Origin of the sequence: Haladaptatus litoreus (assembly GCF_900156425.1) — an archaeon.
Taxonomy (GTDB): Archaea; Halobacteriota; Halobacteria; order Halobacteriales; family Haladaptataceae; genus Haladaptatus; species Haladaptatus litoreus.
Map to the genome: position 1 here is coordinate 522,596 of NZ_FTNO01000001.1, position 22,185 is coordinate 544,780.

Here is a 22,185-nt window from a genome sequence, read left to right on the forward strand (position 1 = left end):
ATCGCTACTGATACCAGTACCGACGACGCCCTCCCTCTAATTTTCCCCGCTGACGGTCGGTGTGTCATCTGCGCGTTTCAGATTCGATTGATACACTACTGGCCCCCCACATCCAAACCAACGATTTGCCCGCCATCGAAGTGGATGATTTTTTAACTGATGACGAACCGAGTATGGAACAATGGTCGAGGCGTTTGCGGTCGCGAGCGGCAAAGGAGGAACTGGGAAGACTACGAGTACGCTCTCGCTCGGAATGGCCTTGTCGGAAGAGTACGACGTGACGGTCGTAGACGCCGATACGGGAATGGCGAACCTATTGTTTCACGCGGGACTAACCGACGTGGAGACGACGCTTCACGACCTTCTCGTTGAGGATGCCGACGCATCCGTCGAGGATGCCGTGTACGAACGATTCGGGATGCGCGTCGTTCCTTGTGGAACGAGCCTCTCCGCGTTCGAGCGCGCCGACCCTGATCGATTACAGGACGTGGTGGCCACGCTCGCTGCCGAAACGGACGTTCTTCTGCTCGACTCACCTGCGGCTCTCGGAAGTAAAAACGCGATTCTCCCCATCGTTCTCGCCGACCGAATCGTCGTCGTCCTCCAACCGACGATTCCGTCGCTGAGCGACGGCCTGAAGGTTCAGGAGTACGCTCGCTCCTACGGCACCGGAACCGCAGGCGTGTTGTTCAACAAAGTCCACGAGGACGAGAACGTGGCCGCGATTGCTGACAAGAGCGAACGCTATTTCGGCGGGCCGACGCTTGCCACAGTTCCCAACGACGATGCCGCGCGCGCGGCACGACAAGCCGGAAAACCACTACTCGCACACGCGCCCGACAGTCCGGCGGCACGGGCGTACAAGAACGCGGCCAGCACCCTCGACGTTCGCTCGGGTGACTCCGCGGGCGTCGCGGAACGCTTCCGGAGTGCCGTCATCTCCGACTCGCCATGAATCTCCCGCGCGGCGAACTCGTTCGCTCCCGCGTCGTCAGCCATCCGGCGGCGATGCTGGAAACCGTGCTGGAGCGCGAACTGACCGGATACGCTGTCTTCGAACCGCAGGATTCGCTCCTGTTGGACGCCGAGGGTCACGGTATCATCACTTTCGAGGCTGGTATTCCGACCCTCGTCTATCACACGGGAACGAACCGTGGCGGTTCGGTCGCACTCGCTGACCTCGCCATGCCCGGGCCGTACAGCATCGACCTGTTTCGCGTATCCGCTGACGAACTCGCTTCGGTCGAAGGCGGAGAAACGGGGAACAATGCGAACGACTGGAAAATTCCGCCGGGAATGCCTGCCAAGCGGTTGGCTGGTGACTCGGAATTAGCCGACCGGACGCGAGAGCGAGCACCGCCGGAACGAAAGTGTCTCACTTCGGATAGGGAGACAGACGACCCGCCTAGCGCAGTGGAAGCGTTTCTCGAAAACGACGAAAAAATCGACGCGATTCGAGAACAGGCGCGCGAGGAGGCCCAACGTCGCGCCGAGGAGTGGGGATTGAACGACCAGTTAGGTTCTTAGCTGGTTCTAAGTTCGCGACTGCTTTCTTCTGAAGGGCAAAGCTATACGTACCACAACTGTGACCAAAGAACAGATGCAGATTCCGGGAAATCTTCTCGGCCCGGCGCTCGACTCCCTCACGCTCAACGTCGCCATCCTCGATTCGGACGCGACGATACTCGCTTCGAACCGGGCGTGGCAGGAGTTCGGCCGAGCCAACGATATTCGACCGCCTGCCGACACGGTCGGTGACAACTACATCGACATCTGTGCGGGAGCGGACGACGAGTACGCTCGAACCGCGATTGCGGGGCTTCGAGAAATACTCGGCGAAGAACGGGAATCGTTTTCGTTCGAATATCCGTGCCATTCGCCCGAAGTGAAGCGTTGGTTTCTGATGCACGCGAGTCGATTCGAAACGCGCGGCAACGACTACCTCGTCGTCGCACACGAGAACATCACGCAGAGAAAGGTTGCGGAACTGAAGGCCGAACAACGAACCGAGGAACTACAGGAGTTCGCCAGACTGCTCTCCCACGACCTTCGCAATCCGCTCGCTGTGGCACAAGGGTCGGCGAAGATGCTGGCGATGGACACCGACGACGATTATCTCGACGACATCCTCTCTTCGCTTTTGCGAATGGAGGCTATCATCGACGACGCGCTCACTTTGATGCAGTACGGCACCGAGGGACGGGACAAAGAACCGGTTCGTCTAAGCAACCTGACCGAAAGCGCGTGGTCGAACGTCGAAACCGAGTCGGTGAAACTCACGCGAACCGACGACCGCATCCTCGACGGCTATCCGGATTTGCTGGCACACGTCTTCGAGAATCTGTTTCGAAACGCCATCGAACACGGCGAGGCGGAAACCATCACCGTCGGTGCGACGAAGAACGGATTTCACGTCGAGGACGACGGAACCGGTATTCCGGCGGAAATGCGCGGCAAAGTGTTCGAGATGGGACACACGACCCAGAAGAACGGGACGGGATTCGGGTTGGCCATCGTCGAGAGTCTCATCGACTCGCATGGATGGTCGATTTCGGTAGCGGGTAGCGAAACCGGTGGCGCACGATTCGAAATTCGAACGAACCCCGCAGTACCGAAAAACCGATTCGGCCGGTGACGATGAGAATCGACGCACGAGACGCCGCGACGATTGGATTTGCCTCGATGGGTTCCCTGCTCGGCGCACTCGTCGGGAACGCCGCCGGGAACGGAAATATGCTTCTTTGGTGCGGTGGTGGAACTGTCCTCGACTCCGCATTTTCGGCCTACTTTTTGTCGTGAGAAATCGAATCAGCTATCCGCAGGTTCTCGAACGAATTTCGGTGACAAAGGAGTGTAAATACCGCCGAAGATGGAGAATATCAACAGGATAGTTCATTATGAATTTTTGCATAGTATAACTGAATAGTTTCTGTATTCGGATTACTATTTGCTAATTGTACATCTTCTCCACATAATTTTGAACAAACCCCAAAAAAGATAACATAGGCTTTCTACATCCGGGGTGAGCATACATGACCACGACACGACGCACGTTTCTGACTGCCGTCGGATGCACAGGACTCCTCGGACTCGGTGTGGCACAGACGAACGGCCAAAGCGAAGACGACCTCGCGCGCGATTCGTTCACGCTCATGAGCGGCACTGCCGACGCAACCGAGGTACACGTGACGACCGCGAGTGAATCCGGCCCGACCGCACTGGTCGTCGGTGGGATGCACGGCAACGAAAATGCGGGCTATCTAGCCGCCGAGAAAATCGCCCAGTGGAACATCGAACGCGGAACGTTGGTGACGATTCCACGGGCAAACGCGGAAGCGGTCGCGGCAGACGCGCGCACCGCGAGCGGCGAAAGCGACCTCAACCGACAGTTCCCGTCGGGTTCGGAACGCGAGACAGAACTCGCTCGCGCCATCTGGGGCGTCGTCGAGGAGTACGACCCGGACGTGGTCATCGACTTGCACGAATCCATCGGCATCTACGACGGTGACTTGGTCGGCGGCGTCGGACAGGTCATCTTCACCTCGTGGGACGAATCGGCGTCCGACGACGCCGCGGCGGCCGCCCAATACCTGAACCGAAACTACGTCTCGCGCGACGACTACGCGTTCTCGGTCGGCGCATTCTCCTCACCGTCGAACGAACCAAGCGGACTGTTCAGCCACAAGGCCGCGCGCGACGCGGGTGCCGACGCGTTCCTCGTGGAGGTCACCTCCAAGGATACGGAAATCGGCAAACGAGTGCAGTGGCACACCAAACTCGTCCAGCAACTCGTGGAAGAGGAACTGCTGACTACGGGGGGAGATGGCAACGACGGCGACGAAGATGGCGAAGACGATGAAAGCGGCGGAGACGACGAGGACGGCGGAAATGGTGACGAAGGCGACGACGGCAGCGACGAACAGAACGAACCACCGGTCGCGCAGATTCAGAGCGACGCCGGTGGACGTTCGATAGAACGAGGTGAGACGGTGACGCTCGACGCCTCCGCATCCGAAGACGGCGACGGCGAAATCGTGGAATACGCGTGGGACACCGACGGCGATGGCGCGTTCGAAACCGACGGAGAGTCCACCGAACTCGCCCCGACCGAGTGCGGGGAGTTCCGAGTCACGCTTCGCGTGACCGACGACGCGGGTTCGGTGGCGACGGACAACGTTGTCATATCTGTCGTCTGATTAAATCTATAATTGCTCCAAACAATTACATTTATTCTTAGAAACACATCGACAATTGATGCTATTCCTGCGGCCAATAGTGCATTATACTTCGAACGGAAACCGCCGAAGCGACATGAACCGTCGCACGTTTATCGCTACGACAAGCGCGGTTCTTCTCGCGGGGTGTTCCTCCGACGGGGACGACACTGGTTCGACCACGACCGGAACGGAGCAATCAACCACGACACAAAATTCGGGTGAGATGACCGGAACGACCCAAACAGATACCACGACGGGAGACGCGACGACTGGCGAAACGACGGCAGACGAAACGACAGACGAGACGACCACGTCGGATTCGTCCACGACGACCGGCGAGACGCGAACTGTTGCATTCGGTGAATCTGCGTCCGTCTCCGACGGACTCGACGTTGCCGTCACGGAGGCCGACGCGTCAGATTCCTACGACCACGGCGGAACGACCGCAGAATCCAGCGACGGAAACACGTTCTTGCTCGTGACGTTCGAAACGACGAACACGGCACAGGAGGCCAAATCGCTTCCCGAGGGAGCGATGGCGTCGGTACAGGCGAACGGCGAGCAGTACGACGTGGCCGAAGCCGCCGCCGAAAACTGGCAGCAGTTCGTCTCGTCGTCCGTGAACTCCGGCGGGTCGGCTACTACCACGGTTGCGTTCGAAGTTCCGGAAGCAGTCGTTTCGTCGTTCGGCACGTCGGTACAGCTATCCTACACCGACTCCGGAGCGGAGCAGGTCGTTCGCTGGAATATGGAGTAGTCGTCGGGAATTACCCTTCCTGTTCCATATCCTCACTCAGCGCCGAGAGGATCTTTTCGGTCGTCTCCGCTACGATTTCCTCCAAGAACTCGGCGTCCGACTCCGTCGGGTCGCCGAGTCCGCCCTGTTCCGTGATGTCGTCGAAGTAGGTGTACTGTCGGGCCTCGAACCGCGCTTTTCGGGTCTGTGATTCCTTCTTGTCCGATTTCACGAGGTCGGGGTAGAACAGTTCGATGACGCTCGTTTCGTGGTCGCCTGCGTGGCCCCACTCCTCGCCGAATCGCTCTTTCAACTTGTCGCGGGCGAAATCCGTCCAGTGGACGAAAAACACCTTGACGCCGTGGTCGCGCTGGATGCGGTCGCCAGCGAGTTTCAGCGGGGAGCGATTCCCTCCGTGGCAGTTGAGCAGAACGAGTCGTTTCGCGCCGTGTTTTGCCATCGACTGGGCGATTTCCTCGACGACGTGCATGTACGTCTCCGCGGAGAGGGTAATCGTCCCGGCGTAGTTCATGTGGTGTTCGGAGTAGCCGTAGGGAAGCGTCGGCAGTCGAACCATCGACAGGTCGTGTTCCGACGCGGATTCCACGAGTTCGCGCGAGAGGGCTTCAGCCCGGAGCGTATCGACCGTGACGGGCAGGTGGATGGAGTGCTGTTCGACGCTCCCGGTAGGCAGGACGAGGAAGTCGGCGTTCGGAATTGCCTCCTCCGCGTCCTCCCACGTCATCCCGCCGAGGTCGAACGAATCGTAATCGAGTCGAACCGTCATCGGTCGCCCTCCGCGGTTGCCTCAGGGGTTGCGTCGATTTCTCCATCATCGAACGGCCAACTGCCGGAGTTTCGCATCCCCTCCTCGAAGCCCTGTTCGACGGTCGCCTCACGGATTTCGGCGACCGATTTTGGCTCGATTTCGCGGCTCTCTTCCGCGAGTTTGACGACTCCGGCGGTGAAGACGACGGCGAGGTCACGGAGGTCACGGCGGTCGAGTTTGTCGAGCGTATCGCCGTGGGTGTGGCCCCAACCGCGCCCGCTGTCCTTGGCAATCGAGCGTGCTTGTGCGCCCGCGACACCCTTCTGAACGAACGGCCAGTGGTCGCTGTGCGGGCGGATGCCGGTGTTGATTTCGACTGGCACGCCGAGTTCGTCTCGCACTTCTTTGAACGCCTCGCCGATGGGTTCGAATCCGTGGGTGTGGACGTCGGCGGTTCGGGAGTAGCCCGCGCCGTCCATATTGAAGATGCATTTCACAGAATCCGTGTCGCGAGTTTCGGCCCAGTGGTACGCGCCGAACAGGCCGACTTCCTCCGCGCCGAAGACGAGACAGCGAACTTTGGTTTCCAGTTCGTCTTCCATTTCGGTCAGTAATCGTCCAATTTCCGCGACGAGAACGGTTCCGACGCCGTTGTCGTTCGCGCCTTCGCCCACGTCGTGTGCATCGACGTGGGCCGTGACGAGTACTTCTTCGTCCGTGTCCGGGCCGATAACCGCCTCGATGTTTCGGGAGTTCGTCGGTTCGTTCCGGCAGTCAACGGTCAGTCTGGCGGTCGTTTCGCCATCTTCGCAATAGCGAACGAGTCGATGTCCGACCTCCTTCGAGACGCCGACCGCGGGAATGTCGCCCGGCCCGTTTTCGTTGCCGATGCTCCCCGTCGGCGGGAGGTTGCCGTCCAAGTGGTTCCGGAAGAGAAACCCGACCGCGCCGCCGCGAACCGCCGCGCCGTATTTCTCCGCGCGGTGAATCCAGCGGCCGTACTCGTCCGGCGTGAGACTGGACGCCATCACGAGTTTGCCCTCCACGTCGTGTTCTTCGAAATCCTCGGGGAGGCCGTCACCGACATCGACCAGTTCGGCGCTCACGTCGCCGCTCGGTGTTCCCGGCAAAGAGACGGTTTCGTGCTGGGCGTCGAACTCGTGCGTTCGGTCGTGTTCGACGGTTAAGGAACTCGACTCGCGCCACCAGCCGGGGATTTCGAACTCGGTTATCGAGGCGTCACGAAGGCCGTGTTTTTCGAACGCTTCTTTGACCAACTCTGCCCCGATTGCTTCACCCTCCTGTCCGGCCATCCGATTGTCCAAATCGACGAGGTTGCAAAGGAGATTCCAGTGGTGAGAACTCGTGTAGGCATCGCCAACGACTGTCGTGGGTACTGTGTTCATTGTGCGTGGTAGGAAATACAGATGGAGTCGGGTGCAATGTAGGTTTGGATGGGAGAAATCCGCGCAATTGTGGGACAAATTTTACCACTCCGCGACGAACGAACACCATGGAGCAACTGACGCAAGGAATCGAAACCGCCGAGTGGGTGTTGTCACGACTCGAATCCGAGGAGGACGTTGCCTACGCGGAAGTCGGATGTGTCGGCAGAGAAAGCACCGACGGGTCGGCGACCCCCGAGAAAATTCGGTCGGCGACCGACCTCTCACAGGTCGGCGTCTGGTGGCGGCTGTTCGCGGAGGGGAGCGCGGACTACCGATTTACGACCGCCTTCGAAGAAGACCATCTGGACAATCTCATCGAGCGGTCGATTCGGTCGGCGAAGGTTCTCGACCAACGACTCCCCGCAAGCTACGACCGCGGGACGATTCATCAAGCAGTTCATCCCGGATGGGCCGTCGGTGGGTCGCTCTCCGATTTCGACGCCGAGGAAAAACTCGAACTGGTGAAAACCGCGCTTTCCGAGTCGGTCGGTGGATTGGAGTTCGACAGAGCAACCGCGTCCTACCGTGATAACCGAATCCACGGTGTCGTGTTGACGACGACGGACACGACGGTTCGAACGACTCTCGAACGCGCGTCAGTAACCGTCTTTTTCGCCCCGTCCGACGCGCCGAAACACCAGCGTCATTTCGGAAGCACCGCGGGAGCGTCGTTTTTGGATTCGCTTCCCGGCCGGTTCGAGGAATTTGCGACCGACGTTCGGGAGGTTGTCGAGTGGGGGTCGCGCACGGAGAAAACCGACTCAGGGACGGCCGATTCGATGGACGACGACAGTTCGGCGGCGGACGATTCGACCGCGGTCGAATCGTCCGCGGAGTTCGGCGACGAAACTGAAATCGTATTCGGGCCGCGAGCGTCCGCCGAACTGTTCCACCAGCTCTCGCATTACCTCGAAATCGACTGTGCCTACTTCGGGTCGAGTCCGTTTTCCGTCGGCGACCGAATCGGCTCAGACGACCTCACAATCGAGGATACGGTTCGCGCTGGGTCGTGGGCGGGACTAGCCTACGACGCGGAAGGTCGTCCCACGTCGCCGGTCACGCTGGTTTCGGACGGAATCGTGAGAAACCAGCTTCACGACATGGTGTCAGCCATCGAGGAAGAAGCGACTCCGGCGGGATCGGTCGTTCCGAGCATCGGGTACGAACGCCCACCCCGGATTCACAGTCGTCATCTCGACGTTGCTGCAGGTGACGCGAGTGAGTCGTCCCTCTTGGATGGTGCCGACTTGTTCGTCCAATCGGTCGAACCGCCGCGAATCGAAAACGAAGCGACCAGAACGAAACGCGCGAGTTCCATGCCGCCGAGCGTCCTGTACGCGAAGGATATTGCGGAAGCGACCCCACAGGACTTCGAAGACGAGGCGGCAGAACAGCGTATCGCGTTCCCGATTCGAATCGGGAACGCGATTGCAGGCGGAACGAGAGAGGATTTGCTGACCGACGGAACGGTGTTCGTTTCCCTCGCCGATATTCCCTCTATCTCCGGCATCGGCGTCCAACGCGAGACGGTGACCGGAACCTGTTCGAAGCATCGTTCGATGTTGCCTTACGCAGTTACCGCCCCCGCGATTCGGTTCACGGCCCACGTTCGAATCGACTGACGAACACGCAAGTAGAAGCCCGACAGTGGATAAGGGGATTGGTAGAAATTGTAACCAAAAGCCGTGTTTTTGGTTAATGTTTTCTTTTGTACTTGTCTATATTCCCACACAATCCTATAAAATCTGTTCAATTTTGCTTATATAGTAGTCCTCCTTGGTGACTAATGGCAAATGGTAAACGATAACAAGGATGTCGGACGACGTGACTTTCTAAAATATTCAACTATTGCTGGTGTCGGTGGTATGACTGCTCTTGCTGGTTGTAGCGGTTCCGACGGAGATGGCAACGGTGGCGGTTCGGGCGGTGGAAACGAGCTTCCACAGTACTCGTACTTGAACAATCCTGCGAACTACAACCCCGCTCGCCACGACGCGATAAACCTCATCGGTGACCAACTCAACAACCTCGGACTCAACACGAAGGTTCAGGTGTTCGAATGGGGTACCTTGTACACCAAAATCACCGAGGAGTTCAACTACTCCTTTGCGACGTGGTCGCGTGGCTTGGGTATCGACCCTGGACGCAGAATGCCCGAGCAGTTCCACTCGTCGAACACGGGCAAAGGCGGCGGTAATTTCACCGGCTACACCAACAAAGACCTCGACCCGACGCTGATGGCGCAGTTGCAGGAATCCGACGAGCAGAAGCGTATCGACATGCTCCACGAGATTCAAGCGACCATCAACGAGGACGTGCCGATGCATCCCATCGTTCAGATGCCCAACATCGTCGCGTTCAACAATCAGCAGGTCAGCGGGTGGACCGACCACATCGCGGGGTACTACCACTTCGAGCCGATGACCAACGTCGAGGTGAACAACAGCAAGAAGGAACTTCGCGGTTCGTGGGCCGAAACGCTCGGAACGCTGAGCGTCCTCGGCTACAACAATGAGACGAAGCTTATCCACCAGTTCGAGATGCTGTACGACAAACTCGTGCGCATCAACTCCAAGCTGGAACCCGACCCGAAACTCAGTCTGGCGACGGACTGGGAACGTCCCGACGACACGACGGTTCGGTACAAACTTCGTGAAGGTCACAAATGGCACGACGGCGAAGACCTGACGCCCGAGGACGTGAAGTTCACGCTTGACTACATCAAAGAAAACAAGATTCCGCTGTACTCGACGCAGTGGGAACTGTACGACTCGGTTTCCGTGGATGGCCAGTGGGTTACGGTGAACTTTGCCGAACCGGTCGGCCCGGTTCACAAGGTGTTCTCCAACCAGATTCCGATTATTCCACAGCACAAATGGGAAAGCAGGAGCAACCCGGCAAAAGCGTCGGTCAACGAACCCGTCGGAAGCGGTCCGCTCCAGTTCGATTACTGGGAAAAGGGAAGCGAACTCGCGTTGAAAAAGTACGAGAGCCACTGGCGTCCCGTCAAGTTCAACCGCAGAATCTGGCGTATCATCCCGGAGAGTTCGACCGTTTGGTCGCTGTTGAAGAAGGGCGACTTGAACTACCTGCCGTACACCCGTATCGGCAAGCAACTCAACGACAATCAGGGCGAGAGCAACATCGGCGTGAAATCCGCGCCTGGTGACGGCTGGTGGCATTTCAGCCAGAACACCCGCAAGGAAGGGCTAGACGACAAAGCTGTCAGACAGGCCGCCGTTCACGCGCTTCCGAAGGAAGCCATCAACAAACAAATCCTGTACGGCTTCGCGACGGAAGGCTGGAACCTCATCGGCGAGTCCTTCGGGAAATTCAGCAACCCGGACGTGAAGAAATACCAGGAAAAGGACGGCATCGCCGCCGGACAGAAAGTCCTTGAGGACGCCGGATACTCCATCGAAGGCGGAAAAGTGCAGGCCAAAGGGTCGTCGGAGTAGCGGAAACACAAATATTTTAATAATTAAATGGGTAAATTAGATTTCTTCGTCAGACGCACGCTCCAACTGGGGTTGACGCTGTGGGCAGTTGCGACCGCGCTGTTCATGCTGTTCCGACTCATGCCGGGTGACCCGACCTCATACATCATCTCACCGGGGATGACGCCGGAAGTGCGTCAACGTCTCGTTGAGAGCTACGGGTTGAACGACCCGTTATGGGTGCAGTACGTTCGCTACATCGAAAACCTGCTCACGCTCGACCTCGGGCGCTCGTTCAAAACGAACGAGCGCGTCGTGGACGTACTCGTGACGTACCTTCCGAACACGCTCGTCCTGATGCTGACCGCGTTCGTCGTCGCGTACATCATCGGTATTTCGCTCGGCGTCCTCACCGGTTGGTATCGCGGAAGCAGGTTCGAGAAAACCGCCGTCGTGACCGCACTCGTCGGGCGGAGCATCCCGAGTTTCTGGATGGGCATCCTCGTCCTCTGGATATTCGGTGCAAAACTGAACCTGATTCCGATGAGCGGAATGACGAGCCTCGGTTCCGGCCCACAGAGCTTCTGGGGAATGGTGTTTTCACTCGACTTCCTGAAACACCTCCTCGCGCCAGTCGTCGTGCTGGCGTTCTACTACATGGGCTATCCCCTGCTCATCATGCGCAACAGCATGCTCGAAACGCTCTCGGAGGATTTCATCGACCTCTGTCGGGCGAAGGGACTCACCGAGCGAAAGATAATGTTCAATCACGCGGCCCGGAACGCCTTGCTTCCCGTGCTGACCGCGGCGGCAATCGCAGTCGGCTACGCAGTCGGCGGGAGCGTCCTCATCGAGACAGTGTTCGGTTGGCCGGGAATCGGCAGGGAGATGATTCGGGCCGTCCTCCGGCGTGACTTCCCGGTTGCGCAGGGGACGTTCCTCGTCCTCGCGATGTCGGTTATCGTGATGAACTTCGTCGCTGACCTGCTGTACGGCGTTCTCGACCCACGGGTGACGTATGACTGAATCAATGAGCCAAGAACACGAACGGTCGATATTCGAAGATATCGAGACGGACGAAGACGAGCAGTTCAGCACGTGGCAGAGAAATCTGCGGCTTTGGAAGGAAACCATCTCGGAGCAGTTCCGGATGTTGATAGAAGACCCGATGGTTGTCCTCGCCATGCTGACGCTCGCGTTTTTCGGTCTCATCGCCGTCATCGCGCCGTGGATTGCGCAGTATCCGCCGACCGAGCGCGTGTTCACCAGCGGCGCGCTCATCGCGAAATGGGTAAAGCCCTCGTTCCTCGGCGGAGAGGGCGGGTTCATTCTGGGGACGACCGCGCAGGGGTACGACATCTTCAGCCAACTCGTCTACGGCGCGCGTCCGGCCCTGATGGTCGGACTGGTTGCCGCGTTCATGACGGTCGGACTCGGCACGCTCGTCGGCCTGACTGCCGGATATTACGGCGGCTACGTTGACGACGTGCTGATGCGCCTCGTGGACTTTGTCTACGGACTTCCGCTCCTGCCTACGGTCATCGTCCTCGTGACGGTGCTCGGGCCGGGACTGGAGAACATCATCCTCGCGTTCGTCCTGCTTCAGTGGCGAACCTCGGCGCGTGTCATCCGCGCGCTCGTGCTATCGCTCCGCGAACGCTCGTTCGTCAAGGCGGCGAAGGTGTCCGGCGCGAGCAACTGGCGAATCATCTCGCGCCACATCGCGCCGAACGTCCTTCCGATGGCGTTCCTGTACGGCGCGTTCGCCATCGCGTGGGCAATCCTCACCGAGGCCGGGGTGTCGTTCCTCGGACTCGGCGACCCGGAAAGCGTCTCGTGGGGTGTGATGCTCCAGAGTGCGCGCGTCTACAGTGCAATGACTGAAGGCGCGTGGTGGTGGTTCGTGCCGCCGGGGGTCTGTATCGCGCTCGTGGTCATCAGCGGCTTCCTCATTGGCCGTGGCTACGAAGAAATCGTCAATCCGGAACTACAGGTCGAAGGATGAATCTACGTATCCAACTCCAATCGAATCGCAGACGCACAATCGAGGAGGGCCACTGACATGGCTCTCCTCGAAGTCGAAGACCTCGAAGTGTACTACGACAGCGAAGACGGCCCCGTGAAAGCAGTTGACGGCGTCAGCTTCGAAATCGAAGCGGGGGAAACCATCGGTATCGTCGGGGAATCCGGCTGTGGCAAGAGTACACTCGCAAAGGCACTCATCGGCATCCTGCCGAAAAACGGCTACATCAACGGCGGGAGCATCCGGTTCAAGGGCGAAGACCTGACCGAGATGCCCGAAAAGCGCCGCCGCGAACTGCGCTGGGACGAGATTTCGCTCATCGCCCAATCCGCGATGAACGCGCTCGACCCCGTCTACACCATCCGCGAGCAGATCATAGAGGCCATCGACGCCCACTACCCGAAGATGGGGCGCACCGAGGCCCAAGAGCGAATCGACGAGGCGTTCGACCTCGTCGGACTCGACCGCGACCGCCAGACTGACTATCCCCACCAGTTCTCCGGCGGGATGCGCCAACGCGCCATGATTGCCATGTCGCTCGTGCTGGAACCGTCGCTCATCCTCGCGGACGAACCGACGACGGCGCTGGACGTTATCATGCAAGACCAGATTCTCAAGCGAATCAACGGGATTCAGCGCGAGAGCGCCACCGCGATGATGGTCATCACGCACGACGTGGCGGTCGTCGCGGAAACCTGTGACCGCGTCGTCGTCATGTACGCTGGGGAAGTCGCGGAGGAAGGCCCCGCCGAGTTCATCTTCGGCGAACCGTACCATCCCTACACGCTCGGGCTGAAAAGCGCGTTTCCGGACATCCGCCAATCGAGTCAAGACCTCGTGAGCATCGGCGGCCACCCGCCGGATTTGAGCAATCCGCCGAGCGGTTGCCGGTTCGCGGAACGCTGTCCGTTGGCAACCGAGAAATGTACCACCGAAGACCCGCCCGAAGTGATACACGGCGAACTGCGGTCGTACTGCCACCACGCGGACAAAATCGACACGCAGTTGCGCCCGGTTGCGAGCCAAGCGAAGACGTGGGAAAACGAGGCGTCCATGGGGGTGAGCGATGACTGACGCGAATTCCCCCGCGGACGACGACACGCTCGTCCGCGTCGAAGGGCTGGAAAAACACTTCCCGGTCGGAACCGGCCTCGTGAGCAGTTTCATGAAATCCGTCCGCGGCGAGGAACCGGACGCGGTGCACGCCATCGACGGTATCGACTTCGACCTGCACGAAGGCGAAACGTTCGGCATTGCGGGCGAATCCGGCTGTGGCAAAACCACCACAGGGATGTGCCTGACGAAACTGTACGACCCGACGGGCGGCAGCATCTACTACGACGGCGAGGATATCGCGGACAAGAGCGGTTCCGACCTCTCGAACTTCCGGCAGAACGCCCAGATGATTTTCCAAGACCCGTTCGAGAGTCTGAATCCCCGGATGACGGTGTACGACACCGTGGTCGAACCGCTTCGCATCCACGACGTTCCGAACCAGCGGTCGCGGGTTCAGCGGGCGCTTGAGTTCGCCGAACTCGAACCGGCGGAGTCGTACTTCGACCGCTATCCGCACGAACTGTCGGGCGGCCAGCGCCAGCGCCTCGCTATCGCTCGGGCGTTGGTCATCGACCCGGATTTCATCGTCGCCGACGAACCGGTGTCGATGCTGGACGTGAGCCTTCGGGCGGGCGTCCTCTCCCTGTTGGAGCGCATGACGGACGAGTTCGGACTGTCCGTGGTGTACATCAGCCACGACCTCTCGCTCCTGCGCCACATGTGCGACCGACTCGCTATCATGTACATGGGGAAAATCGTGGAACAGGGGCCGACGGAGGAGATAATCACGAATCCGAAACACCCCTACACGAGAGCACTCATCGACGCAGTGCCGGTTCCCGACCCGACGGCGGGTCGGGAACGAGTCGAACTGGAAGGCGAAGTCGGCGACGCGATTAACGTGCCGACCGGCTGTCGGTTCAAAAACCGGTGCGAGAAGTACATCGGCGGTGTCTGCGACAAGGTTTCCCCACCGCTCGAACAAAAAACCGACATCGAGGGAGAGCGGGAAGTCGCCTGCCACCTCTATGAGAGCGCGGAGGGCTACGACCCCTACGCCGAAATCGGGGAAACCAGACCGGACGACCACGGCACCGTCGCGGAGTCGTCCGCGGACGCCGACTGAACGGTTAGTTCCTTTTTGTTGCTGATATCGCGTTCGGCCGAAGAGTACAGTAGCATCGCTGTCGTGCCGAGTAGGGTCGGAGAGGCTCCCGACTGATGCAGTATGTTCGGCAACAATGACGCTCGGTTGATTTCAGATGGCGGGAAAAACGGCGAAGCAGGAACAGGCGATGGTACTGAAGCCACCGGGAGCGAAAACACAGACCACACCACTGAGGACAGCTATCGCTTTCGTCTCGGCGGCCTGTCGCTCGACCTTTCCGGCGTCGAAGCTGATATCGACGGATTGACGCTCGGCTTGGATGCGATAGAACTCGGCGTGTCGAAAACCGGGGATTCGAACGCCGAGGAATCCGGCTCTCGACTCCGAGGCGTACGAGAATCGACTCCGAGAAACGGCCGCGGACGTGTCGGAGCACGGGTGGGTGCGTTCGTCGGACGTCTCGTTGGCGGTCTAGTCGAACACCTTGCTGAGTACGGATTTCGACTGCTGTTGGACGAAGTTCGTGCCCGCCTACGCAAATCCGAACGGGAAGACGAATCGGCGGAACCGAGCGCAGCGGGTGAATCCGATGGAGCGACGACTGATTCAAAGGGTTCGAACGAGGAACTGATAACGAAACTGGAGCGGGCGATGGAGCGCGACTAATCCGGATGTAGAAATTTCGAACGACTCCCGCCAACCGACTACCCGCGCCGCTTTCGCTGGCTTTCTTCGGCCTCGGATTCTAATCGCTCGGCGCGAATCTGGTCTTTCACTTTTCGTCGCCACTCCCAGATGCCCGCGACGATGACGAGCACGCCGCCCGCCGCGCCGCGAAACGGTTGTCCCGCGAGCGAAAGCGCGACGAAAACGACGACTGCGAACAGCAACGAGACGCCGAGCGTAATCTTCTCCCACCCGCGCTGTGGCCCTCGGAGACGCATGTTCGGTGGTTGGTGAGCAGGGACGTGAACGTTACGGGAACCCCTCTCGGTTGCTGGTAACTCAGTTCAGCGCGGCCTGCGAATCTCGTCTCGACTCGGGAACTCGCGGTTCAGTGCAGACAGCAGAACCTCGGCAGTTTCCGCCGCGTCCGCCATCGAGAGTGTTTCGACCGGTGAATGGGAGTACCGGCAGGGAACCGCGATTGCTCCGGCGTGGCGGCCACCGCGAACCTGCTGGAGTTCGGTCGCGTCGGTCGAACCGGTCAGCATCAAGTCGTGTTGGATTTCGACGCCTGCCTCCTTCGCGGCCTCCTGTAGCCACGTTCTGGTCTGGCGGTCAACGATGACGCCGCCGAAGAGGTATTCCGACGTTCCATCCCCAAATTCCACCACCGGGCCGCCGTCCAGCGTCGATTTCGCGCCGTCGGTTCTCCCGGCGGGGTAGTCGTCCACCGGGAAGATTTCGAGCGCGATGCCGACGTCCGGGTCGAGAGTGTATCCCGCCGCGCGTGCACCGCGGAGGCCGACTTCCTCCTGCACGGTGGCGACGTAGTGAACCGTCGCGTCCACGTCCTCCTCGCGGGCGAGCGCGAGCAAAATTGCAAGCGCGATTCGGTCGTCCAGCGCTCGGCCCGCAATTCGGTCGTTTCCGAGTCGGGTGACGCCGCAGTCCCATACCGCGTAGTCGCCGGGTTCGACGCCGAGTTCGGCCACGTCTTCGGGTGACGTCGCGCCGATGTCGATGCGAAGGTTTTCGGGAAGTGATTCTTTTTCCTCGTTGCTCATGTAGTGGCGACAGCGCGGGCCGATGACGCCGGGTACGCCGTCGGGGCCGACGCGGACTCGCTGGCCGGACAAATTTCCTTTGTAGTGGCCGCCCAGCATTCGGAACGTGAGAAAGCCGTTTTGGTCCACCCGGTCTACGAGAAAGCCCAGTTCGTCGGTGTGGGCCGCGAGCATGATTTCGAAGTCGGTGTCCTCGTTCCCGTCGCTCGTCGCGGTGACGTTGCCCATCGCGTCGAACGAAACGTCGTCTACGTGGGGTTCGATTAGTTCGGCGAATCTGTCGGCAACGGCGTACTCGTTTCCGGGTGCGCCGGGCGTCTCGACCAATGCTTCGAGGTCTTCGAACGAAACGTCCATGCGTGAATCCCGGATGAACGAGGGTTAATCGTTCGGGTCGATGCAAACCAGTCGCTCTCGAATCGGAAAAATATGGTACGAAATAGAGACTGCTGTACTTACTCTGCGTTGTCGAAACCGAGTTCGGAAAGTGTCTCCTTCGAGACGCCAATATCGAGCATTCGTCGGTAAAAGTCCTGCTGCTCTGCATCCGAGAGGTCGATAGCTGTGCCGTCTTCAGCGCGGTCGTCGCCCGGGCGGCGACCGCGCTGTGCCGTCTCATACGCATCGCGGATGAGTTCGGCTTCTAGTTTGGGAACCGATTGGGGAATCTCAGGAGATTTTCTGATTCCAGACATCGTTTCCCGCCACTCACAGGAGGGTGTTAAAGTTATTTCAAGCTAACAGATTTGTCTTTTCCCAGTTGTACAGTACTCTTTCGTGATATGTGCACCTTTGTAAGGGTTGTACCATTTGGCGTGGCAAATTAGCTCACACGAACGTTGATGTAGCGTCGAACTGGATTCGAACCTACATGCGGTCTACCGAATCTTCACTGCGTCTCTGCCGGTTCGACCGTCCGTCGAACGCGTCCGACGGCCGTTTTTACAGCTTCGAAATTCAACAGCAGGAAGCCAACGAAAATAACCAGATAGCCAAAAAGCGCCTCGGGCGGCAGTCGTTCGCTCAGCACGAACCACCCGGCGACCGACGCGACGACCGGGATGAGATACTGGACGAAACTGGCGCGAACCGCGCCGATGTCCTCGATGAGCATGAAGTACGTGCTGTATCCGACGGCGGTCATGAACACGCCAACGTACAGGAGGGCGACGAGGGCGGTCAGCGTCGGTTCGACCGACGCCAGTGATTCGCCGGTTCCGATACTCACGATGTGCATCGCAGGTGCGGCGACGACCATCGACCACGCGGCCACTGCTAACTCTGCGAGTTCGTGGTTCGACCAGCGAATGAGGATTCCGCCGATGGCGAGGCTCACGACGCCGAGGAGGATGTACTCCTCTCCGAGTAGGTTTCCGGAGACGAAGTGACTGGGATTCGGTTGGACGACGATGCCGACACCGACCAGCGCGACGAGGACGCCGACCAGACCGAATCGGGAGAGTCGTTCGTCCGCGAGGAGGAACGCCGCGAGCGCAATCGTCAGCACCGGGTCTAAACTGTAGATGATGGCCGCCACGCCGCTGGTCGTCCCCTGTAATCCGATGAAGAGAAACGCCAAGCTACCGAACGTGAAAAACACCCCGCCCGCCAGTATTCCAATCACGTCCTGTCGGGTGCGCGGTCGCCAGTCGTCCGTCCGTAGCATCACGTAGGCCAACAGCAGAATCGCCGCGATGTCGATTCGAAACGCCGCGAACAGCAGTGGCGGAATGTACGACAGTCCGACCTTTATGGCGACGTACCCCAATCCGAGCAGTACGGCGGTCAGCAAAAAGAGCAACCGCACGCGGTTTGGCGTCGCTATTCGTTCCCCACCCATGTGAACGTATACCACTCTATTCGTCCTAACCGTTGTGGTGCGACCTCACAAAATGTGATGCAACCCGCTGCACCGGGTCGCAGACCGTTCGGTTCCCGACTACCACCAGTCTGCAAGCGTCAGTGCGTTCGGCAGGTCTACCGCAAGCCACACGTCGTCCCGGGTAATGTCCGCGATAATCGCCCGGTCGGGACATCGCTCGTCAGGCGTTTCGTCGATTGCGAAGACGATTTCCGGTTCGTCGTCACCGGTTCGTTCGTCGAGTGCTGAGTTTGTCATTGCGTCAGTTGCCGCTGAGGTGTCGGGATGTTCGTCCGGTCGTTTCAGATTGGGCTTCGGATGGGAGTGTAAAACCGGTTGTGCCCGACAGTGCAAGCCGAGGTTATTCAAAATCGTCCGGGTCGAACTGGTATTCGCCGTCGTGGGGCGCTGGAACCGGCAGTTCGAACGAAAGGTCGGCCATGAACATCTTCATGACGACGAGTATCCCGATGAACGTCGGCAGTATCGAGAAAAACGGGACTGTCGTCCCAAGCCAGCGAATCGTTTCCCAGAATGATGCGAGTGTGAGTGTTATTCCCATGCTCCCGTTAGGTGCAAACTGACTCTGGTAACATATAACAATGTCGGTTGTATGTCGAAGCTCTACCCTATCTATTTACACTTCGTGGTGTTCGATGCGTCTACGCCCTGTTCGGATTATTCGGCCTCGTCGTCGATTCGAGGCATTCCAGTGAGTATTCCTTGTAGGTTATCCATCGGCTCTCCGACCTTGATTCCGTTTTTCGTGATGCTGAACTCCCGAAGGAAGCGCTCGTAATCGCTGGTTCGCTTTTTGAGGACGCCGATTGCCTTGCGCAGTTCACCTTCCAGTTCGAGATGCTGTAAGAGGATGATATTGTCGGCAAGATAGCTGATTCCCTCGCCGGTCGCCTTGACCTGTCCGGTCATCGAATCGTGCTCGGTGATGAGAATGACCGTGACGCCCATACTTTTGAGATATCGGCAGAGTGCCTGCATCGTCTCGACGAGGTTCAGTCGGTCGTCGCGGAGCGAGAGGTTGTACCCCTCGATACCGTCTATCATCACGATATCCGTCTCGTGGGTTTCGACTTCGCGCCGAACCATGTTCGAAAATTCGACCGACGAGCGCTTTACGGGTTCTATCTCCTCCAGTTGGAGCGAATCGGAATCGACCATTCGTTTTACCGGCACGTTGATGGCTTCGCTCCGCTCGTAGAACGTTTCCGTGCTCTCTTCGAACATGTAGATGACCGAGCGTTCACCGCGACCCGCGGCCTCTTTCATGAACTGCGTTGCGAACGTGGTTTTTCCGACGCCGGTCGCCCCGCTGATTACGGTCGTGGTTCCGCGCTCGATACCGCCGTCGAGCAGTTGGTCAACCTGCGGAATGCCCGACGAGAGGCTCTCAGGCTGGAAATCCCGTTCGTGCACTTCGGGGTCGAGTGCGGGAAAGACCGCGATGCCGTCGTCGGAAATACGCATGCCGTGTACCCCCTCTCGGGCGCTTTTCGGGGCTTTCGGGACGGTGAGCGTTCGAGCACGCTCGTCTCGACGGAGTTCGAGTCGTCCGTCGTCAACGAACGACAGTACCTCTCTGTATCGGTCGGTACGACACGTGAAGACGACCGTCGCGCCGCGCTCTTTGAGATGTCGCGCCAGACCGACGAGTTCCTCCCGATACCGTTCCGAATCGGAAAAGAGGTGACGAAGCCTCGTCACCGGGTCAACGACGACGCGGTCGGGGTCGAGTTCGGAGATGCGCTCGGCGATACGACCGACGAGGTCGGCATCGGAAACGTCCGCGACGAACGTTTCACGCGGCTCGTCGGTGGGGTTCGTTTCGGCACGCACATCCAGAAACGAGATGTCGTCGGTGTCGATACCGACCGAGTCGGCTTTCTCTCGGAGCTCGTCCATTGTTTGCGAGCAGTGAACGAACAGGGATGTTTCGTCTCGCTCGACGCCCGCTTCGAGAAAACGAAGTCCGACGAGTGTCTTTCCCGCACCAGCGTCGCCGCGAAGGACGTACGACCGTTCTGTGGTGAATCCACCATTGAAAACGGTGTCGAGGCCACGGATGCCAGTCGATAGTCGTTCAGCAGACATTGGTATAATCGCAGATTGCTGCCGTAAAATTGTTGTGGATAGTTCGGACGACGAGCAACTCGATTATTGTCGAACCACTCAGTCGAGCGGCGAGAACACCGGCGCAGGCATCCCCTCGATTTCGATTGTCGTGGTGAACGTCACCTCGTCCGCGATTTCGACGCTCCCCTCGATTCGGCCGAGAAGCTGTGCATCGCCCAAATCAACGATTGCGACCTGATAGGGGCCTTCGACGCCCACCGGAGGCACAGTAATCGTGGTTTCGCTGTGAACCTCTCCAGTCTCGGGAAGGTCGCGCGGTTCGAGATTCCGGTCGCCGCACTCGCCACACGCCCGCTTTGGGGTCGCGCTGACGTGGCCACACGAGGAACATTCGAGGCCGACGAGGTTCCCCGATTCGAGATGCTTTCGCCACTCCGCGTAGGTCAGGCCGACTTCCGAATCGACTCTGCCGTCCGAACGTTCGCTCGTCATGCTCGTTCCTCCATGACGGTGACGACGGTAGTTCCAGCGTCGCCGCCGAGGTTGTGCGCGATTCCCGTTTTCGCACCCTCGACTTGCCGCTCGTCGGCGGTTCCGCGGAGTTGCTTCGTCAACTCTACGATTTGAGCGGTTCCGGTCGCGCCGATTGGATGGCCCTTCGATTTCAAGCCGCCGCTCGGATTCACGGGGAGTTCCCCGTCGATGTAGGTTCGACCCTCGGCGGTCGCCGCTCCGCCGCTCCCGTCTTCGAACAGCCCCAGTGCTTCGATTGCCAGCACCTCCGCGCCGGTGAAGCAGTCGTGGACTTCCGCGAAATCGACGTTTTCTGCCCGGATTCCGGCTTGCTCGTATGCTTCCTGCGCGGCGTTGCGCGCGGACTGCGTTGCGGAAAGCGATGTCTTGTCCGCCAGCGGAATCGCGTCGGTTCGGTGGCCGACGCCGGTCACGTCAACCGGTTCGCCCGCAAAGTTGTCCGCGAGGTCGGAGGAGACGACGACCACCGCGGACGCGCCGTCCGAAAACGGGCAGCAGTCCATCAGGTGGAAGGGGTCTGCGACGATTGGACTGTCGAGAACCGCCTCGACGGTCGTGTCCTTGCCGAAATGGGCGTGCGGGTTGAACTGCCCGTGGTGGTGATTCTTCACGGCGACCTCGGCGAGTTGCGCCTCGGTCGTCCCGTACTCGTGCATGTGGCGTTTCGTGAGCAGTGCGAACACTCCCGGGAAGGTCAAGCCTGCAGGTTGTTCGTACTGCCGGTGGGCCGCGCTGGCGAAGATTTTCGTCATCTCGCCGGTTCCGAGGCCGGTTTCGGGGGTACATCGTTCCGCGCCGCCGACCAGTGCAACGTCGTGGATGCCTGCTTCGACTGCCTGCACGGCGTGTTTGAACGCGTTCGAGGAGGTTGCACAGGCGTCCTCGAATCGTTGGCAGGGGATGCCTTGCAGGCCGATGTGAGTCGCCAGTTTCGGTGCGAGGTGGGTGTCGGATTCGGCTTGGCCGCCCAGCGCGTTGCCGAAATAGAAGGCGTCGATTTCGCCCAGCGAGACGCCAGCGTCGTCGATAGACGCGAACGCGGCATCCGCGAACAGTTCCTCTATCGGTTGGTCGTGTGGGCCGAAATCCGTCATCCCTGCCCCGACGACGACAGCTCGTGACATGTCGGTTCGTTCAATTAGGAGGGGCAAGAAACTACGGAATCAGATACATCG

24 protein-coding genes are annotated in these 22,185 nt (G+C 59.4%); 13 read left to right on the forward strand and 11 right to left on the reverse strand.

Features of this window, described 5'->3' with window-relative positions; translation table 11 throughout:
• Positions 1–181: 181 nt before the first annotated feature.
• The 6 genes from BW974_RS02710 (at position 182) to BW974_RS02730 (ending at position 4,974) form a co-directional block, all read left to right on the forward strand.
• Complete coding sequence (locus BW974_RS02710; protein ID WP_076427744.1) at positions 182–955, forward strand: nucleotide-binding protein; 774 nt, start codon at positions 182–184, stop codon at positions 953–955.
• Complete coding sequence (locus tag BW974_RS02715) at positions 952–1,527, forward strand: DUF8054 family protein (RefSeq protein WP_076427746.1); 576 nt, start codon at positions 952–954, stop codon at positions 1,525–1,527. Before BW974_RS02710 ends, BW974_RS02715 begins: the two co-directional genes overlap by 4 nt.
• A gap of 73 nt (positions 1,528–1,600) precedes the next feature.
• Positions 1,601–2,635 carry a PAS domain-containing sensor histidine kinase gene (locus tag BW974_RS02720; RefSeq protein WP_076430207.1) on the forward strand — a complete coding sequence of 345 codons (1,035 nt, stop codon included), beginning with the start codon at positions 1,601–1,603 and terminating at the stop codon, positions 2,633–2,635.
• A 2-nt stretch (positions 2,636–2,637) separates the two neighbouring features.
• Positions 2,638–2,799 carry a hypothetical protein gene (locus BW974_RS25325; protein ID WP_175609614.1) on the forward strand — a complete coding sequence of 54 codons (162 nt, stop codon included), beginning with the start codon at positions 2,638–2,640 and terminating at the stop codon, positions 2,797–2,799.
• 233 nt (positions 2,800–3,032) lie between these two features.
• Positions 3,033–4,196 (forward strand): PKD domain-containing protein, encoded by a 1,164-nt coding sequence (locus tag BW974_RS02725; protein ID WP_076427747.1) that lies wholly within the window; start codon positions 3,033–3,035, stop codon positions 4,194–4,196.
• Positions 4,197–4,311: 115 nt separating this feature from the next.
• Positions 4,312–4,974, forward strand: a complete 663-nt coding sequence (locus BW974_RS02730) for a DUF4352 domain-containing protein (protein ID WP_076427749.1) — start codon at positions 4,312–4,314, stop codon at positions 4,972–4,974.
• A gap of 10 nt (positions 4,975–4,984) precedes the next feature.
• On the opposite strand, the gene BW974_RS02735 is transcribed toward BW974_RS02730, so the two are convergent.
• Positions 4,985–5,740 carry a creatininase family protein gene (locus BW974_RS02735; RefSeq protein WP_076427751.1) on the reverse strand — a complete coding sequence of 252 codons (756 nt, stop codon included), beginning with the start codon at positions 5,738–5,740 and terminating at the stop codon, positions 4,985–4,987.
• Positions 5,737–7,128 (reverse strand): M28 family peptidase, encoded by a 1,392-nt coding sequence (locus BW974_RS02740; protein ID WP_076427753.1) that lies wholly within the window; start codon positions 7,126–7,128, stop codon positions 5,737–5,739. The genes BW974_RS02735 and BW974_RS02740 overlap by 4 nt, the downstream gene beginning before the upstream one ends.
• Positions 7,129–7,235: 107 nt before the next feature.
• Between BW974_RS02740 and BW974_RS02745 the strand changes: the two genes are divergently transcribed.
• The 7 genes from BW974_RS02745 (at position 7,236) to BW974_RS02775 (ending at position 15,460) form a co-directional block, all read left to right on the forward strand.
• Positions 7,236–8,792, forward strand: coding sequence for a metallopeptidase TldD-related protein (locus BW974_RS02745; RefSeq protein ID WP_076427755.1), 1,557 nt, complete (start codon positions 7,236–7,238; stop codon positions 8,790–8,792).
• Positions 8,793–9,035: 243 nt separating this feature from the next.
• Positions 9,036–10,628, forward strand: a complete 1,593-nt coding sequence (locus BW974_RS02750) for an ABC transporter substrate-binding protein (protein WP_245799881.1) — start codon at positions 9,036–9,038, stop codon at positions 10,626–10,628.
• 27 nt (positions 10,629–10,655) lie between these two features.
• Complete coding sequence (locus BW974_RS02755) at positions 10,656–11,633, forward strand: ABC transporter permease (RefSeq protein ID WP_076427759.1); 978 nt, start codon at positions 10,656–10,658, stop codon at positions 11,631–11,633.
• 4 nt (positions 11,634–11,637) lie between these two features.
• Complete coding sequence (locus BW974_RS02760) at positions 11,638–12,612, forward strand: ABC transporter permease (protein WP_175609670.1); 975 nt, start codon at positions 11,638–11,640, stop codon at positions 12,610–12,612.
• Between the two features lie 57 nt (positions 12,613–12,669).
• On the forward strand, positions 12,670–13,704 hold the full coding sequence (locus BW974_RS02765; protein ID WP_076427763.1) for an ABC transporter ATP-binding protein: 1,035 nt from the start codon (positions 12,670–12,672) through the stop codon (positions 13,702–13,704).
• A complete protein-coding gene (locus BW974_RS02770; RefSeq protein WP_076427765.1) occupies positions 13,697–14,812 on the forward strand; it encodes an ABC transporter ATP-binding protein in 1,116 nt (371 codons plus the stop codon). The genes BW974_RS02765 and BW974_RS02770 overlap by 8 nt, the downstream gene beginning before the upstream one ends.
• Positions 14,813–14,914: 102 nt before the next feature.
• Complete coding sequence (locus BW974_RS02775; RefSeq protein ID WP_076427767.1) at positions 14,915–15,460, forward strand: hypothetical protein; 546 nt, start codon at positions 14,915–14,917, stop codon at positions 15,458–15,460.
• A 38-nt stretch (positions 15,461–15,498) separates the two neighbouring features.
• On the opposite strand, the gene BW974_RS02780 is transcribed toward BW974_RS02775, so the two are convergent.
• The 9 genes from BW974_RS02780 to BW974_RS02820 all read right to left on the reverse strand — a co-directional run bounded on the left by BW974_RS02780 (position 15,499) and on the right by BW974_RS02820 (position 22,134).
• Complete coding sequence (locus BW974_RS02780; RefSeq protein ID WP_076427769.1) at positions 15,499–15,738, reverse strand: hypothetical protein; 240 nt, start codon at positions 15,736–15,738, stop codon at positions 15,499–15,501.
• 66 nt (positions 15,739–15,804) lie between these two features.
• Positions 15,805–16,881 (reverse strand): M42 family metallopeptidase, encoded by a 1,077-nt coding sequence (locus tag BW974_RS02785; RefSeq protein ID WP_076427771.1) that lies wholly within the window; start codon positions 16,879–16,881, stop codon positions 15,805–15,807.
• Positions 16,882–16,979: 98 nt separating this feature from the next.
• Positions 16,980–17,219, reverse strand: a complete 240-nt coding sequence (locus BW974_RS02790) for a hypothetical protein (RefSeq protein WP_076427773.1) — start codon at positions 17,217–17,219, stop codon at positions 16,980–16,982.
• A 194-nt stretch (positions 17,220–17,413) separates the two neighbouring features.
• Positions 17,414–18,364 (reverse strand): DMT family transporter, encoded by a 951-nt coding sequence (locus tag BW974_RS02795; protein WP_076427775.1) that lies wholly within the window; start codon positions 18,362–18,364, stop codon positions 17,414–17,416.
• 99 nt (positions 18,365–18,463) lie between these two features.
• Positions 18,464–18,643 carry a DUF7556 family protein gene (locus tag BW974_RS02800; protein ID WP_076427777.1) on the reverse strand — a complete coding sequence of 60 codons (180 nt, stop codon included), beginning with the start codon at positions 18,641–18,643 and terminating at the stop codon, positions 18,464–18,466.
• A gap of 103 nt (positions 18,644–18,746) precedes the next feature.
• Positions 18,747–18,947, reverse strand: a complete 201-nt coding sequence (locus BW974_RS02805) for a hypothetical protein (protein WP_076427778.1) — start codon at positions 18,945–18,947, stop codon at positions 18,747–18,749.
• A 116-nt stretch (positions 18,948–19,063) separates the two neighbouring features.
• Positions 19,064–20,494 (reverse strand): DUF7125 family protein, encoded by a 1,431-nt coding sequence (locus tag BW974_RS02810; protein ID WP_076427780.1) that lies wholly within the window; start codon positions 20,492–20,494, stop codon positions 19,064–19,066.
• A gap of 78 nt (positions 20,495–20,572) precedes the next feature.
• On the reverse strand, positions 20,573–20,968 hold the full coding sequence (locus BW974_RS02815; protein WP_076427781.1) for a Zn-ribbon domain-containing OB-fold protein: 396 nt from the start codon (positions 20,966–20,968) through the stop codon (positions 20,573–20,575).
• A complete protein-coding gene (locus tag BW974_RS02820; RefSeq protein ID WP_076427783.1) occupies positions 20,965–22,134 on the reverse strand; it encodes a thiolase domain-containing protein in 1,170 nt (389 codons plus the stop codon). Before BW974_RS02820 ends, BW974_RS02815 begins: the two co-directional genes overlap by 4 nt.
• Positions 22,135–22,185: the final 51 nt, after the last annotated feature.